The sequence below is a fragment of the Pseudomonas sp. 22082 genome (genome assembly GCF_052046055.1).
Taxonomy (GTDB): Bacteria; Pseudomonadota; Gammaproteobacteria; order Pseudomonadales; family Pseudomonadaceae; genus Aquipseudomonas; species Aquipseudomonas pharyngis.
Map to the genome: position 1 here is coordinate 109,813 of NZ_JBQEQB010000022.1, position 16,360 is coordinate 126,172.

At 61.9% G+C, this 16,360-nt stretch carries 12 protein-coding genes; 5 read left to right on the forward strand and 7 right to left on the reverse strand.

What is annotated here, in order from left to right; translation table 11 throughout:
* Positions 1–48: 48 nt before the first annotated feature.
* On the reverse strand, positions 49–1,971 hold the full coding sequence (locus ACTJK9_RS23425; RefSeq protein ID WP_064381114.1) for an ATP-binding cassette domain-containing protein: 1,923 nt from the start codon (positions 1,969–1,971) through the stop codon (positions 49–51).
* Positions 1,972–2,186: 215 nt separating this feature from the next.
* On the opposite strand from ACTJK9_RS23425, the gene ACTJK9_RS23430 reads away from it, so the two are divergent.
* Positions 2,187–4,115, forward strand: coding sequence for a transglycosylase SLT domain-containing protein (locus tag ACTJK9_RS23430; protein ID WP_085613115.1), 1,929 nt, complete (start codon positions 2,187–2,189; stop codon positions 4,113–4,115).
* Positions 4,116–4,208: 93 nt separating this feature from the next.
* Here ACTJK9_RS23430 and ACTJK9_RS23435 read toward each other — a convergent pair whose 3' ends face one another.
* Complete coding sequence (locus ACTJK9_RS23435) at positions 4,209–6,002, reverse strand: ABC transporter transmembrane domain-containing protein (RefSeq protein ID WP_178076495.1); 1,794 nt, start codon at positions 6,000–6,002, stop codon at positions 4,209–4,211.
* Between the two features lie 259 nt (positions 6,003–6,261).
* Here ACTJK9_RS23435 and ACTJK9_RS23440 point away from each other — a divergent pair, with 259 nt between their 5' ends.
* On the forward strand, positions 6,262–6,441 hold the full coding sequence (locus ACTJK9_RS23440; protein WP_085613114.1) for a PA1571 family protein: 180 nt from the start codon (positions 6,262–6,264) through the stop codon (positions 6,439–6,441).
* A 57-nt stretch (positions 6,442–6,498) separates the two neighbouring features.
* Here the strand turns inward: ACTJK9_RS23440 and pdxB are convergent, their stop codons facing one another.
* A complete protein-coding gene (gene pdxB / locus ACTJK9_RS23445) occupies positions 6,499–7,641 on the reverse strand; it encodes a 4-phosphoerythronate dehydrogenase PdxB (RefSeq protein WP_440816605.1) in 1,143 nt (380 codons plus the stop codon).
* A gap of 179 nt (positions 7,642–7,820) precedes the next feature.
* Here pdxB and ACTJK9_RS23450 point away from each other — a divergent pair, with 179 nt between their 5' ends.
* Positions 7,821–9,230, forward strand: a complete 1,410-nt coding sequence (locus ACTJK9_RS23450; RefSeq protein WP_440816608.1) for an MATE family efflux transporter — start codon at positions 7,821–7,823, stop codon at positions 9,228–9,230.
* Between the two features lie 49 nt (positions 9,231–9,279).
* Here the strand turns inward: ACTJK9_RS23450 and tusA are convergent, their stop codons facing one another.
* Positions 9,280–9,531 (reverse strand): sulfurtransferase TusA, encoded by a 252-nt coding sequence (gene tusA, locus ACTJK9_RS23455; protein ID WP_007953079.1) that lies wholly within the window; start codon positions 9,529–9,531, stop codon positions 9,280–9,282.
* Positions 9,532–9,596: 65 nt separating this feature from the next.
* Positions 9,597–10,670, reverse strand: coding sequence for a 23S rRNA (cytidine(2498)-2'-O)-methyltransferase RlmM (rlmM, locus tag ACTJK9_RS23460; protein WP_440816611.1), 1,074 nt, complete (start codon positions 10,668–10,670; stop codon positions 9,597–9,599).
* A 222-nt stretch (positions 10,671–10,892) separates the two neighbouring features.
* Between rlmM and acnA the strand changes: the two genes are divergently transcribed.
* Positions 10,893–13,634 carry an aconitate hydratase AcnA gene (acnA, locus tag ACTJK9_RS23465; protein ID WP_221397817.1) on the forward strand — a complete coding sequence of 914 codons (2,742 nt, stop codon included), beginning with the start codon at positions 10,893–10,895 and terminating at the stop codon, positions 13,632–13,634.
* A gap of 290 nt (positions 13,635–13,924) precedes the next feature.
* Here the strand turns inward: acnA and ACTJK9_RS23470 are convergent, their stop codons facing one another.
* The gene (locus ACTJK9_RS23470) at positions 13,925–14,740 is read right to left on the reverse strand and encodes an aminoglycoside phosphotransferase family protein (protein ID WP_085613180.1); all 816 of its coding nucleotides are present in this window, start codon (positions 14,738–14,740) and stop codon (positions 13,925–13,927) included.
* The gene (locus ACTJK9_RS23475; protein ID WP_085613109.1) at positions 14,733–15,221 is read right to left on the reverse strand and encodes an SRPBCC family protein; all 489 of its coding nucleotides are present in this window, start codon (positions 15,219–15,221) and stop codon (positions 14,733–14,735) included. Before ACTJK9_RS23475 ends, ACTJK9_RS23470 begins: the two co-directional genes overlap by 8 nt.
* A 196-nt stretch (positions 15,222–15,417) precedes the next feature.
* On the opposite strand from ACTJK9_RS23475, the gene ACTJK9_RS23480 reads away from it, so the two are divergent.
* Positions 15,418–16,338, forward strand: a complete 921-nt coding sequence (locus ACTJK9_RS23480) for an ADP-ribosylglycohydrolase family protein (RefSeq protein ID WP_221397819.1) — start codon at positions 15,418–15,420, stop codon at positions 16,336–16,338.
* Positions 16,339–16,360: the final 22 nt, after the last annotated feature.

Sequence of the window (16,360 nt, forward strand, 5' to 3'; positions counted from 1 at the left end):
GCCCGGCGCCCATCACTGGACGCCGGGCTTTTTCATGCCTGGAATCAATCAGGCGTCGAGCTCGGCCCAGCGCTCGACCAAGGCATCCAGCTCCGCCTGCAATTGCTCCAGAGAAGCAATGACCTTGGCCGTCTCGGCCGGCGGACGCTGATAGAAACCGGCCTCAGCCATTTCAGCCTCGACAGCAGCAATCTGCTGCTCTTTGGCGTCGATATCGCCCGGCAAGGCTTCCAGCTCGCGTTGAAGCTTGTAGCTCAGCTTCTTCTTCGCAGCCGGGGCCGCAGCAACAGGTGCGGCAACCGGAGCCGGCTCAGCAGTGACCACCGCCGAGTTCAGGTCAGCCTTGCCGGATTTGCTTTCCGTCACGCCCAGCAGACGCGGCGAACCGCCCTGACGGATCCAGTCCTGATAGCCGCCGACGTATTCGCGAACCTTGCCTTCACCTTCGAAGACCAGGGTGCTGGTGACCACGTTGTCGAGGAATGCCCGGTCGTGGCTGACCATCAGCACGGTGCCGTTGAAGGTCAGCAGCACTTCTTCGAGCAGCTCGAGGGTTTCCACGTCGAGGTCGTTGGTCGGTTCGTCGAGTACCAGCAGGTTCGCCGGCTTGCTGAACAGTTTGGCCAGCAGCAGACGCGCACGCTCGCCACCGGACAACGCCTTCACCGGCGTGCGGGCACGCTGCGGGCTGAACAGGAAGTCGCCGAGGTAGCTGAGCACGTGGCGGCTCTGGCCGTCGATATCGATGAAGTCCCGACCTTCGGCGACGTTGTCGATCACGGTTTTTTCCAGATCCAGCTGATGGCGCAACTGGTCGAAGTAGGCCACGTCGATCCTGGTGCCCTCTTCCACTTTGCCGCTGGTCGGTTGCAGACCGCTGAGCATCAGTTTCAGCAGGGTAGTCTTGCCGGTACCGTTGGCGCCGAGCAGGCCGATCCGGTCGCCGCGTTGCAGCACCATGGAAAAATCGCGGATCAGGAACGGACCGCCCGGATGCGCGAAGCTCACGTTATCCAGCACCATTACCTGCTTGCCGGACTTCTCCGCTGTTTCCAGCTGGATGTTGGCCTTGCCGGTGCGCTCGCGACGCTCGCTGCGCTCCACGCGCAGGGCTTTCAGCGCACGTACGCGGCCTTCGTTACGGGTACGACGAGCCTTGATGCCCTGGCGAATCCACACTTCTTCCTGGGCCAGACGCTTGTCGAACAGCGCGTTGGCGGTTTCTTCGGCGGCCAGCGCGGCTTCTTTATGGACGAGGAAACTGGCGTAGTCGCCGTTCCAGTCGATCAGGCCACCGCGATCCAGTTCGAGGATGCGGGTGGCAAGGTTTTGCAGGAAAGAACGGTCGTGCGTGATGAACAGCACGGCGCCCTGGAAATCCTTCAGCGCTTCTTCAAGCCAGGCAATCGCACCGATGTCCAGGTGGTTGGTCGGTTCGTCGAGCAGCAGCAGATCCGGTTCGGACACCAGCGCCTGCGCCAGCAACACACGACGACGCCAGCCGCCGGACAGTTCGGCGAGGGTCTTGTCGGCCGGCAGTTGCAGGCGGCTCAGGGTGCTGTCGACCAGGGTCTGCAAGCGCCAGCCATCGCGGGCTTCGAGGTCGTGCTGGACGTGCATCAGCTTGTCCAGATCGGCATCGGTGACGATGTTCTGGCTCAGGTGATGGTATTCGGCGAGCAAGGCGCCAACGCCGTCGAGACCTTCGGCGACCACGTCGAACACAGTCCGCTCGTCGGCCACCGGCAATTCCTGCGGCAATTCACCGATTTTCAGACCGGGGGCACGCCACACCGAGCCGTCATCAGGCTTCTGGTCGCCCTTGACCAGTTTCATCATGCTGGATTTGCCAGTGCCGTTGCGGCCGATGATGCACACCCGCTCACCACGGGCGATCTGCCAGGACACCTTGTCCAACAACGGCATCGCGCCGAATGCAAGGGACACATCGCTGAATTTGAGCAGGGTCATGAGCTTCTCCAAAAACCGGGCGCGCATTCTACCTGAATCGGGGCCCGAGCAGGCCGGCAATTTCGACGCTGACGCACTCTGCACAACAATTGTTGCGAACTTGTGCTGCAAGGCCGGCAAAGCTTTCGCCGCCTGCTGGCAAAAGGCTAAGCTACAGACAATTCAGTGCGGGTTTTGGGCCGGCACTTGTCATGATTTCTCTGCCCGGATGTCTCATGCGCAGTCGCCTCTTCAGTGTTTTTTCATGTTTGCTGCTTTCCGCCGCTGCCGTTCAATCCGCCCAGGCGGTGGACCTGTCCACCCAACGCCAGTATTACGATGAAGCCAAGCGCGCCCTGGCCAAGGGCGATACCGGCCCGTATTTCCGTTACAGCCAGGCTCTGGCTGATTATCCGCTGGAGCCATACCTGGCTTACGACGAGCTGACCGCCCGCCTGAAAACCGCCAGCAACGCGGAGATCGAAAAATTCCTCGCCGAACACGGTGACCTGCCCCAGGCCAACTGGATGAAACTGCGCTGGCTGCGCTGGCTGGCCGATCGCGGCGACTGGGCGACGTTCGTCAAGTATTACGACCCCAAACTGAATTTCACCGAACTGGACTGCCTCAACGCGCAGTACCAGATCAGCCACAACAAGAAGGCCGAGGGCTACGCCAACGCCGAGAAACTGTGGCTGACCGGTAAATCCCAGCCCGCCGCCTGCGATGCGCTGTTCGGCATGTGGGCCGCCGAAGGTCAGTTGACCGAACAGAAACGCTGGGAACGCGCCAAACTCGCCGCCCAGCACCGCAACTATCCGCTGGCCAACAGCCTGGTCAACGGCCTGACCACCCTCGCCCCGCGCGGCCGCCTGCTGGTGGACGTGGCGCAGAAACCGGAATTGCTCAACCAGCCGTCGCGCTTCACGCCGGCCGATGAACCGATGTCGGACGTGGTCAGCCTCGGCCTGCGCCGCCTCGCGCGTCAGGACCCGGACAAGGCCATGGCCCTGCTCGACGGTTATGCCAGCAGCATGCATTTCTCCCGGGATGAAAAAGTCGCGATCGCCCGGGAAATCGGCCTGACGCTGGCCCGCCGCTTCGACAGCCGCGCGCTGGACGTGATGACCAAATACGATCCGGAACTGCGCGACAACACTGTGTCCGAATGGCGCCTGCGTCTGTTGTTGCGTCTGGCGCGCTGGGATGACGCCTACCAACTGACCCGCCGTCTGCCGCAGGATCTGGCCACCACCAACCGCTGGCGTTACTGGCAGGCCCGCAGCCTGGAACTGGCGCAACCGCAGAACCCGGAAGCGCAGACGCTGTACAAGAACCTGTCGCGGGAACGTGATTTCTACGGTTTCCTCGCCGCTGACCGCTCGCAATCGCCGTACTCGCTGAACAACAAGCCGCTGGTGCTCAGTCAGGCGCTGATCAACAAAGTGCGCAACACCCCTGGCGTACGTCGTGCACTGGAGTTCCACGCCCGTGGGCAGATCGTCGACGGTCGCCGCGAGTGGTATCACGTCAGCCGGCATTTCAGCCGCGACGAAATGGTCGCTCAGGCGAAACTGGCCTACGACCTGAAATGGTATTTCCCGGCCATCCGCACCATCAGTCAGGCGCAGTACTGGGATGATCTGGACATCCGGTTCCCGATGGCTCACCGCGACACTCTGGTACGCGAAGCCAAGGTGCGCGGCCTGCATTCGAGCTGGGTGTTCGCCATCACCCGCCAGGAAAGTGCGTTCATGGACGACGCCCGCTCCAGCGTCGGCGCCAGCGGCCTGATGCAGCTGATGCCGGGCACCGCCAAGGAAACCGCGCGCAAGTTCAGCATTCCATTGGCCTCGCCACAGCAGGTGCTCGATCCGGATAAAAACATCCAGCTCGGCGCCGCTTACCTGAGCCAGGTGCACAGCCAGTTCAACGGCAACCGCGTGCTCGCCTCCGCCGCCTACAACGCCGGCCCCGGCCGCGTGCGCCAATGGCTGCGCGGCGCCGACCACCTGAGCTTCGACGTGTGGGTGGAAAGTATCCCGTTCGACGAAACCCGCCAGTATGTGCAGAACGTGCTGTCCTACTCGGTGATCTACGGCCAGAAACTCAACTCGCCACAGCCGCTGGTGGACTGGCATGAGCGGTATTTCGACGATCAGTGATCGGGGCGCGTATCGCCGATAGATCGACGTAAACAAAAATGCCCGCATCGAGAGATGCGGGCATTTTTTATGGCGTTCTACTGGGTCGGTTACTTAGTCGGTTACAGGGTCGGTCGAAGCTTGATGACCATCACTGAACTGCAACGCCGCCAACCGCGCATACAGCGGATTACTGGCAATCAACTCCTGATGTGTGCCGATCGCCACCAGTTTGCCCTGATCCATCACCGCGATCCGGTCGGCGTTTTTCACCGTGGCCAACCGGTGGGCGATGACCAGCGTGGTGCGGTTTTGCATCAGGCTCGGCAGCGCTTGCTGGATCAGGTGTTCGCTTTGGGCGTCAAGGGCGCTGGTGGCTTCGTCGAGCAGCAGGATCGGCGCGTCGACCAGCAACGCCCGGGCAATGGCCAGGCGCTGGCGTTGTCCGCCTGACAGACCGAGGCCACCGTCGCCCAGATGGGTCTGGTAGCCGTCGGGCATCTGTTCGATGAAGTCGTGGGCGTGGGCGATTTTCGCGGCTTCCCGCACCTGCTCCAGCGTGGCGGTGGGGCAGCCGTAGCGAATGTTCTCTTCGACGCTGCCGAAGAACAGCGCCGGGGTTTGCGAGACCAGCGCGAAGCAGCGACGCAAGTCCAGCGGATCAAGGCTCGTCAGCGGCACGCCATCGATCAGGATCCGCCCTTCCCGGGGATCGTAGAAACGCAGCAGCAAGTCATACACCGTGGACTTGCCCGCGCCGGACGGTCCTACAAGCGCGAGGGTTTCTCCGGCGTTGATCGTCAGACTCAAGCCATCGACGGCAAGACTTTCGGGACGCGAAGGGTAGGAAAAACGCACATCCTGTAATTCCAGTTCGCCTTTGACTCGCTCCGGCAGCGTCACCAATCCCGCGGTCGGTGGCTGAATGATGTTCTCCGAACGCAGCAATTCGGCGATGCGCTCGGCGGCGCCGGCTGCTCGCTGCAACTCGCCAATCACTTCGCTCAACGTGCCAAACGCACTGCCAACAATCAGGCTGTAAAACACGAACGCCGCCAGTTCACCCGCCGAAATCCGCCCCGCGATCACGTCCATGCCGCCGACCCACAACATCACCGCGACGGCGCCGAGCACCAGCACGATCACCAGCGTGATCAGCCAGGCCCGCTGGAAAATCCGTTTGCGCGCGGTCTCGAACGCCTGCTCGACGGTGCTGGCGAACCGCTGTTCGTCCTGCACCTGATGGTTGTAGGCCTGCACGGTTTTGATCTGGCCGAGGGTTTCCGACACATAACTGCCAATGTCGGCAATCCGGTCCTGACTCAGCCGGGAGAGGTTGCGCACGCGACGGCCGAAAATCAGGATCGGCGCAATCACCAGCGGCAGCGCGATCACTACGATGCTGGTGAGTTTGGGGTTGGTGATGAACAGCAGCACCACACCGCCAATGACCATCAGCAGATTACGCAGGAACAGCGACAGCGACGAGCCGATCACCGATTGCAGCAACGTGGTGTCAGCGGTCAGACGCGACTGGATTTCCGAGCTGCGGTTGTCTTCGTAGAACCCGGGATGCAGGTACACCAGATGGTTGAACACCTGCCGGCGAATGTCTGCCACCACGCGCTCACCGATCCACGACACCAGGTAAAACCGCGCAAAGGTGCCGACCGCCAGGCCGAACACCAACAGCATGAACAGGCCGATGGATTGGTTGAGCAAGTGCGGCGACTGGGTCATGAAGCCTTGATCGACCAGCAGCTTGATGCCCTGCCCCATCGACAGGGTGATGCCCGCCGTGACGATCAGCGCCAGCAGTGCGCCGAAGGCCGGCCAGCGATAGGGAGCAAGGAAATGACTGGTCAGGCGCAAGGCCCGGCGGTGGCGCGAGGAAAGCATCGAGATCATTCAGGTTCACGTCGTGTGCTGATGGATAGGGCCAGCCTACAGAGTCAAATGGGGTGGAACTCTGCAAATCACAATGAGTCAGGTTAATTATGACCGGCAAGACTACCCCCTAGACGCTATTGGTCTAAGGTCCGGGTTGAGACAGACGGTCATTTCTGTTTGAGTGGAGATGCCGTTCCGGACCGACCGCAGGGAGTTGTCACAGCCTGGTCACCTGACGGTTTTAACCTAGGCACACAACCTGATGAGGAGACAGGCCATGTCCTTGCAAAACAGCAGCGATGACAAGATTGAAGTGATCCGCACCAAGCCCGGCCAACCTCTGGGTTGCTCGATCATCGACGAAAACGGGCGTGAAATCGAGATCACTGAAGACATGATCCAGGACGCCTGCCGCGAACTGGAGCAGCGATTGGTCAAGCCTGCCGAACAAAAGTGATATCGCCACCGTCTTCCTGACCCGGCCCTTGCAGGCCGGGTTTTTTCTGCCCGCTGTTTATACGGCCACAGCGCCCAGCGCGGTCACGATCTGGCGCAGGGACGGCGAATCACCGTCGATCCGCACCTTCAAACCTTCGATCTCGCGTCGCGATGGATACTGTTTGCGCAGCAGATCAAACGCGGCACGTTGCTCACCGACGCTGCCCAGCAGCGTGCGACGGAAATCCGCATCGTCCCGGCGCGGGTCGTACACACCGCGGCACAACATCGCCAGCGCCCAGGCCGGATCGCTGTCGGCATGCAGGGAAACTTCCGACAGCCACGGCGCCGGCAGCAGATCACCGAGCTGAATGCTGGCCGGCTCACCGATAAATTCGCAGTACGCCTGATAGATCTGCGCCGTGCCGCGCTGTTTGCCGTCGAGGCTGTAACCGGCGATGTGCGGCGTCGCCAGCACGCAGAGCTCGGCCAGCGCCACATCGACTTGCGGTTCGGCCTCCCAGACATCGAGCACCGCTTGCAGGTCTTCACGCTCCAGCAGCACCTCGCGCAACGCGGTGTTATCCACTACCGGACCGCGCGCCGCGTTGATCAGCCAGGCGCCGGGCTTGAGCTGCTGCAAACGCTGCTCGTCGAACAGATGCCAGGTCGCACCGTCACCGCTGCGGGTCAGCGGGGTATGCAGGCTGATCACATCGCACTGCGCGATGATCTGCTCCAGGCTGACATAGTCGCCGCCCTCGGCCGCCTGACGTGGCGGGTCGCAGACTTTGACGTTCCAGCCCAAGCCTTTCAGGACCTTGATCAGGCGACCGCCGACTTCACCGGCACCGATCACACCGTAAGTACGTTCACGCAAATCGACGCCTTCAATTTCCGCCAGGGTCATCAGGCTGCCCAGCACGTAATCGACCACGCCCCGGGCATTGCAACCGGGCGCGCTGGACCAGGTGATGCCGGCCTCGTTGAAATAGTCGAGATCCAGATGATCGGTGCCGATGGTGCAGGTGCCGACAAAACGCACCTTGCTGCCTTCGAGCAGTGCGCGGTTGACGTTGGTCACCGAGCGCACCAGCAGCACGTCGGCGTGTTCGACCGTGGCCCGGTCGATGGAACGGCCCGAAACCCGGCGGATCTCGCCGAAACCGGCAAAAAAGGCATCGAGCAGCGGGATATTTTCGTCGGCAACAATCAGCATGGCGGGGCTCCTTGGGCGGATCGGCAGTGTAGGCGCTGGGACTGCGATGAGCCAGCAAGCTGTGATTTCTTGATGAGGCACCGCGATTACAAATACGCAACAGAGGATTTTTCCTGACCGTTACGTCAGCGGCGTAGAATGCCCGGCCTTGCGCATCAACCCCTGTGGACGCTTTGCCTGTGAATTCCGTGACTGACCGCCCTGCCGCCGTTCCCCTCAACCGCCCTGCCCGGGTTCGCCTGGAGCTGAAAAATCTGCTCGGCCTGGCCCTGCCGATCATGATCGCGCAGCTGGCAACCACCGCTATGGGCTTCGTCGATGCGGTGATGGCCGGGCGCGTCGGACCCAAGGATCTGGCGGCCGTGGCGCTGGGCAACTCGATCTGGGTGCCGGTGTTCCTGCTGATGACCGGCACCCTGCTGGCCACCACCCCGAAAGTCGCCCAGCGCTTCGGCGCCGGCACTCACAGTGAAATCGGCCCGATCGTGCGCCAGGCCTTGTGGCTGGCACTGGTGGTGGGCCTGATGGCGACTACGATGCTGTTCAGCGCCGAACCGATCCTGCACCTGATGAAAGTCGATCCGGAACTGATCGGCCCGTGCATGCAGTACCTGCACGGCATCGCCAGCGGTCTGCCAGCCGTTGCCTTCTACCATGTGCTGCGCTGCACCAGTGATGGCCTCGGCCGCACGCGGCCGGCGATGGTGCTGGGCCTGTGTGGGCTGGCGCTGAACATTCCGCTGAACTACGTGTTCATTTATGGCCACTTTGGCGTGCCTGCGATGGGCGGCGTCGGCTGCGGCTGGGCCACGGCGATCGTGATGTGGGTGATGGCGCTGGGTCTGGCCGGTTATGAGCGCTGGGCACCAGCCTACAAGTCGAGCGAACTGTTCAGCCGGTTCGACTGGCCGCAATGGGCGGTGATCAAGCGTTTGCTGGCCATCGGTCTGCCGATCGGCGTCGCGGTGTTTGCCGAGTCGAGCATCTTCGCGGTGATCGCGCTGCTGATCGGCAGCCTCGGCGCCACGGTGGTGGCCGGGCATCAGATCGCGCTGAACGTCAGCTCCCTGGTGTTCATGATTCCGTACTCGCTGGGCATGGCCGTGACCGTGCGGGTCGGCCAGGCCTTGGGCCGTGAAGAACCCCGTGAAGCGCGTTTCGCCGCGGGTGTCGGCATGGGCACCGCGCTGGCTTACGCCTGCCTGTCGGCGAGCATGATGCTGCTGATGCGCGAACATATTGCTGCGATCTACACCTCCGATCCGATGGTGATTCATATCGCGGCGATGCTGATCGTGTACTCGGCGCTGTTCCAGTTCTCCGACGCGATTCAGGTTACCGCTGCTGGCGCCCTGCGCGGTTATCAGGACACCCGGGTGACGATGATCCTGACCCTGTTCGCCTATTGGGGTATCGGTCTGCCGGTGGGTTACGCACTCGGCCTGACCGACTGGCTCGGCGAACCGCGTGGCCCGAGCGGCTTGTGGGAAGGTTTGATCGTCGGCCTCAGCTGCGCGGCGCTGATGCTGTCGATCCGCCTGACGCGCAGCGCACGCAAACGCATTCGCATCAGCCGCTTGATGGGCTGACCGGCCATAAAAAAAGACCTGCATTTGCAGGTCTTTTTTTGCCTTGCGATCAACCGGACTTCTTGCGGATCCAGTACAGATAGGTCCCGGCTTCTTCGTGCTGCCCCACCAATTCATGGTCGAGAAACACGCAGAACTTGGGGATGTCGCGGCGGGTCGACGGGTCGGTGGCGATCACCTTGAGCAGGCCACCGGGCACCAGGTCGCGGATGTGCTGGTGCAGCATCATCACCGGCTCCGGGCAGTTGAGGCCCGTGGCGTCGAGGGTGCCGTCGACCGGCGTATCGATCATTTCACTCATGATTCACTCCTGAAACTGGCCGGCATTGTCGCCCAATGCCGGGTATTCGGTCACCTGTCGTGCGCTCAGCGGGCTTTGGCTTTCTTCACGTCATGGCGGCGCAGATGGCAGGTCACTTCCTCACGGTCGTGGTACAGCTGCTTGCAACCGATGTCGACCTTGATCCCACGGGCCTTGAAACCGTCGGCGATACGCTCGAGCAAGCGCTTCACTTCGGCGTAACGCTGCTTCATCGGCAGCTTGAGGTTGACCACTGCTTCCCGGCAATGCCCCTCGCCGATCCACTCTTCAAGCATCGCGGCATTGCGCGCCGGTTTCTCGACGATGTCGCAGACCATCCAGTCCACCGGCTGCTTCGGTTTGAAGGTGAAGCCGTCAGCCATCAAATGCTGCACCAGACCGGTATCCATCAGGCTCTCGGCCATCGGGCCGTTGTCGATGGCGGTCACCAGCATGCCGCGATTGACCAGTTGCCAGGTCCAGCCGCCCGGCGCAGCGCCGAGGTCGACGCCGGTCATGTCGCTGTGCAGGCGATCTTCCCACTGATCGCGGGGGATGAAGTGGTGCCAGGCCTCTTCCAGTTTCAGGGTCGAACGGCTCGGCGCCTCGCGCGGGAACTTCAGGCGCGGAATGCCCATCGGCCACATCGCCGAGTTGCCGGCGTCGGCCAGACCGAGAAACACCTCACGACCGCTCTTGAAGGTCAGCAGCAGGCGCGGCTTGCTCGCGTCCTCCACCAGTTTGCCGGCGCCGGTCAGCGCCTTGCGCAGTGGGCCTTCGAACTTCTTGCAGAAATTCGACAATTCCTTGCCGTCGTTGGTGTCGACGACTTCCAGCCACAGGCTGCCGCACACCGGGAATTCAGCCATGTGCGCGAGGATCACGCTGATGCGGTCGTTTTCCGGCAGATCGATGAAGAAACCGCGCGCCCACTGGCGCGGGAAGATCAGCTCGGCGAAACGCTGACCGCGCATCAGACGCTCGGCGCCATCCTCTTCGCTGCAGACGAACTCGGCGCAAGCGGTAGCCGGTTTGGCCTTGGCGTAGCCGGCCACGTTGAGTTGGGCGGCGAGGTCGGAAATCTCCGAGCAGACTTCACCTTCGAAACCTGGCCGGCAATGCATGAATAGGGTGTTCATTCTTACTCCTGGGCAGAGGGCGATCATTCATCCCCTGCGCGATGCCCAGACCCTGCGTTGAAGCAAAGCCTGTCACGAAAACCGGCGCATGATAGCCCATGTCGGAACCTTGGACTTGCCCATAGAGTCCAGTTATTAGCCAGCTACTGAAAACAGGGCTACGTTGATAGCTCTGCCCGTCCCCTCAATCCGTAGCCGTGCGGATTCAAAGGAGTGATCGTAATGCCGTCCCTCGATAGTCTGAATTCTCTGAAAACCCTCAAAGTCGATGACAAGACTTACCACTATTTCAGCCTGCCGGATGCCGCCAAGACCTTGGGCGATCTCGACAGGCTGCCGATGTCGCTGAAAGTTCTGCTGGAAAACCTGCTGCGCTGGGAAGATGAAAAAACCGTCACCGGCGCCGACCTCAAGGCGCTTGCCGCGTGGCTCAAGGAGCGCCGCTCCGACCGGGAAATCCAGTACCGCCCTGCCCGTGTGCTGATGCAGGACTTTACCGGCGTACCCGCCGTGGTCGATCTGGCCGCGATGCGCGCCGCCATGGCCAAGGCCGGTGGTGATCCGCAGCGAATCAACCCGCTGTCGCCGGTGGATCTGGTGATCGACCACTCGGTGATGGTCGACAAGTTCGCCAGCGCCAGCGCCTTCGAACAGAACGTCGACATCGAAATGCAGCGCAACGGCGAACGCTACGCCTTCCTGCGCTGGGGCCAGAGCGCCTTCGATAACTTCAGCGTGGTGCCGCCGGGCACCGGGATCTGCCACCAGGTCAACCTCGAATACCTCGGTCGCACGGTGTGGACCAAGGACGAAGACGGCCGTACCTATGCCTTCCCCGACACACTGGTCGGCACCGACTCCCACACCACCATGATCAACGGCCTCGGCGTACTGGGCTGGGGCGTGGGCGGGATCGAGGCGGAAGCGGCGATGCTCGGGCAACCGGTGTCGATGCTGATTCCGGAAGTCATCGGTTTCAAACTCACCGGCAAGCTCAAGGAAGGCATCACCGCCACCGACCTGGTGCTGACCGTCACCCAGATGCTGCGCAAGAAAGGCGTGGTCGGCAAATTCGTCGAGTTCTATGGCGACGGCCTCGCCGACCTGCCGCTGGCCGACCGCGCGACCATCGCCAACATGGCCCCGGAATATGGCGCGACCTGCGGTTTCTTCCCGGTGGATGACGTGACCCTCGACTACCTGCGCCTGTCCGGCCGTCCGCCTGAAGTGGTGAAACTGGTCGAGGCCTACACCAAGGCTCAGGGTCTGTGGCGCCTGCCCGGTCAGGAACCGGTGTTCACCGACAGCCTGGCGCTGGACATGGGCAGCGTCGAAGCCAGCCTCGCCGGGCCGAAACGCCCGCAGGACCGCGTCTCGCTACCGAATGTCGGCCAGGCGTTCAGCGACTTCCTCGACTTGCAGTTCAAACCCACCAGCAAGGAAGAAGGACGCCTGGAAAGCGAAGGCGGTGGTGGCGTGGCGGTGGGCAATGCCGATCTGGTCGGCGAAACGGATTACGAGTACGACGGCCACACCTATCGCCTGAAAAACGGGGCCGTGGTGATTGCCGCGATCACCTCCTGCACCAACACCTCCAACCCGAGCGTGATGATGGCCGCCGGCCTGCTGGCGAAAAAAGCCGTGGAAAAAGGCCTGACCCGCAAGCCGTGGGTGAAAAGCTCATTGGCACCGGGGTCGAAAGTGGTCACCGATTACTACAAGGCCGCCGGGCTGACGCAGTACCTCGACCAGCTCGGGTTTTCACTGGTGGGTTACGGCTGCACCACTTGCATCGGCAACTCCGGACCGCTGCCTGAACCGATCGAAAAAGCCATCCAGAAAGCCGACCTGACCGTGGCTTCGGTGCTGTCCGGCAACCGCAACTTTGAAGGCCGGGTGCATCCGCTGGTGAAAACCAACTGGCTGGCCTCGCCGCCACTGGTGGTCGCCTACGCCCTGGCCGGCACTGTGCGCACCGACATCAGCAGCGAGCCGCTGGGTAACGACCAGCAGGGCAATCCGGTTTACCTGCGAGACATCTGGCCGAGCAGCAAGGAAATCGCCGACGCGGTGAATCAGGTCAATACGGCGATGTTCCACAAGGAATACGCCGAGGTGTTCGCCGGTGACGAACAGTGGCAAGCCATCGAAGTGCCGCAAGCCGCGACCTACGTCTGGCAGGCGGATTCGACTTACATCCAGCACCCGCCGTTCTTCGATGACATTGCCGGGCCATTGCCGGTGATCGCTGACGTGCAAGGCGCGCGAGTGCTGGCGTTGCTGGGCGATTCGGTGACCACCGACCACATCTCCCCCGCCGGCAACATCAAGGTCGACAGCCCGGCCGGACGTTACCTGCGCGAGCAAGGCGTCGAGCCACGGGACTTCAACTCCTACGGCTCGCGCCGGGGCAACCACGAAGTGATGATGCGCGGCACGTTTGCCAATATCCGTATCCGCAACGAAATGCTCGGCGGCGAAGAAGGCGGCAACACGATCTACATTCCGACCGGCGAGAAACTGGCGATCTACGACGCGGCCATGCGTTATCAGGCCTCAGGCACGCCGCTGGTAGTGATTGCCGGGCAAGAATACGGCACCGGTTCCAGCCGCGACTGGGCGGCCAAGGGCACCAATCTGCTGGGCGTGAAAGCGGTGATCGCCGAAAGCTTCGAGCGCATCCACCGTTCCAACCTGGTGGGCATGGGCGTGCTGCCGTTGCAGTTCAAACTGGATCAGAACCGCAAGAGCCTGAACCTCACCGGCAAGGAAACCCTGGATATCCAGGGCCTGAGCGGTGTCGAGCTGACGCCACGGATGAACCTGACCCTGGTCATCACCCGTGAAGACGGACGGCAGGAGAAAATCGAAGTGCTGTGCCGCATCGACACCTTGAACGAGGTGGAGTACTTCAAGTCCGGCGGGATTCTGCATTACGTGTTGCGCCAGTTGATCGCCTCGTAAGACCTGCAGATGCAGAAACACCGCCAGATCGGCGGTGTTTCTGTTTGAGCACGGCACTTTTCTGCAGACGAAAAAAAACCCGCCGAAGCGGGTTTTTCCCAAGACCATTATCGACTCCCTGTCGGCAGCGATCCTTGCTAATGGTCGATCATCCGTGATCCTGAAACACTCCCTGTGCTTCAGTTGATGAGGCTAGATTACGCTCTGGATCCAATCGGCAATAGTCGAAAAAGCTACCAGCGCGTGTAAGACATTCGCCATAGCGCGCCTTCCGAAAACCCTTAGGCGTGTCAGGCATTGAGCGCGGAAGCCGCCAGTCGTGCGACTTTCAGCTGTCCGTTGGCGGCTTTTGGCTCGTCATCTTCCATGAACCACGCGGCAGACAGTCCGGCGAAGGCCAGTACCCATTGCAGCAGGCGCTTGCGTTCAATTGCCGCTGCTTCGCAGATCACATTGACTTGGTGCCGAAAGCGCTCCGGATCGGTGGCCGTCGGCAGTTCCGGGTTGCAGATCAGGTTGGCGTAGTCGTAACCGCGCTCGCCCCGCACCCGCTTGGGGTCGATGGCCAGCCAGCCCCGTGGGCCGAAATCGAGGACGTTGTCGTGGTGCATGTCGCCGTGCAGCACCACTACGTCCTGCGGCTCGGCGAGCAAGGTCTGGGCGGTTTGCAGGCATTCGGCGTATTGGCCGACGTATCGGGTCGCGGCCATTCTTAATGATGCGAACCACGGCGCCAGTTCCACCAACGGGGGTGGCGGCGTTGGTCGCGGTGCGTGCAGGTGCGCCAGCGCTCGACACATGATCCGTGTGGCTTCGTCGTCTTCGCCGTTGAGCGCCATGTGCATCAGCGAACGCTGGCCCATGGCCCGCTCCAGCAACAGGCCTTCCTCGTAATGAGCGAGCACCCGGGCGGCGCCATCGCCGTCCCACCAGGTCATCAGCAGGTTGCCGTACTTTTCCTCGTCGTCCACCGCGACTTTCAGCATTGCCGGCACATCGCCCTGACGCACCGGCAACAGGCGGCTGCCCGGGGTGATGACCGGCTCGCCGTCCGGCACCAGCGCCCAGCGTTCCAGCCACGGCGTGAACAGGCCGAGATCAGCCACCTTCACGCTCGCGGGCCCGTTCGCTCTCCGCGAGGAAGTGTTCAAGTCGACTCAACTGTTCCTCCCAGCCCCGGCTGTCCATGTAATACGCCTCTTTCTGGCGCACGTCGGGAATGTGCGCGAAACCGGATTCGGAGACTTTCAGCAACGTACCGTTCTCGTAGTCCTGCAATTCGAATCTGACCAGCGTGGTCGGTTCCTGGGAGTAGTCGATTTTCGGGTTCACCGCGTAGGGGTGCCAACGGAAGGAGAACAACTGCTGCGGCTCGACCCGCTCCACCAGCACGTTCCACAACACATGTTCATAACCGGGGTATGTGACCTGCCCTTGCGTCCATTCGCCCGCGATAAACCGCCGGCCCTCCAGCGCAACGCCGAACCACTGGCCGAACGCCTCGGCATCGACCAGGGCGCGCCAGACATGGGAGCGCGGCGACCTGAGCATGATCTTGCGTTCAAAGCTGTTGGGTACTGGTTTCATACGTCACCTCCTGTTTTGAACAGTAGGCTTGTATGACCACATGTCCAATCCGAAGTTGTATCAATCCAGTGCAACGGTCGGGTCTGATTGAAATATCCGGCAGTATTTTGGATCACCGGTTCGTCAGAATGCGCACGGATCGGCGCGGCGAAACTGCTAACGTTCCCAGCGAATTGAACGACACAAGGACGTCATCATGCAGCCCTCCCTCCCCGAACGTTACCGTGGCGCCCTGCTCGGCCTGGCCTGCGGCGATGCCGTGGGAACCACCGTCGAATTCCAGCCTCGCGGCAGCTTCCGCCGCCTGACCGACATGGTCGGTGGCGGGCCTTTTCACTTGAAGCCCGGACAATGGACCGACGACACCTCGATGGCGTTGTGCCTGGCGGAGAGTCTGCTGAACAAAAACGCATTCGATGCCGCTGATCAGATGGGCCGCTATCTGAACTGGTGGCAATGGGGTTATCTGAGCTCGACCGGCGAATGCTTCGACATTGGCATGACCGTGAGCCAGGCGCTGGATCGCTATCAACACACCGGAGAGCCGTTTGCCGGCTCCACCGATCCCGATAGCGCCGGCAATGGCTCGTTGATGCGACTGGTGCCCGTGGTTCTGTTTTATTTCCCCGATGCCCGGCAAATCAGGCGATTCGCCGCCGACAGTTCACGCACCACACACGCGGCGCCCGAGGCCATCGAATGTTGCCAGTTGTTTGCCGAACTGCTCTGCAAGGCCCTGGAAGGCGCATCGAAAGCGCAACTGCGCACTCTGCCGCAAACATCCTTCAACCAGCCCAAGGTGGCGGCGATTGCCCGGGGTAACTACCTGCACAAGACCGAGCGCGACATTCGCGGCAGCGGCTACTGCGTCGAATCCCTGGAAGCGGCGCTATGGTGCTTCCAGCATACCGACAGTTTTTCCGCAGCCATCCTGCAGGCGGCGAATCTGGGCGATGACGCGGACACCACGGCCGCCATCGTCGGTCAGTTGGCCGGTGCCCATTACGGCGTGCAGGGAATCCCGTCCGCGTGGCTGGAAAAACTGCATGACGGAGAGGAAATTGCCGCGACTGCCGAACGGTTGCTCAACGCATCCAGACATCGCACACCTTGTTAGCGCGACGAAGCCGCTAAACTGC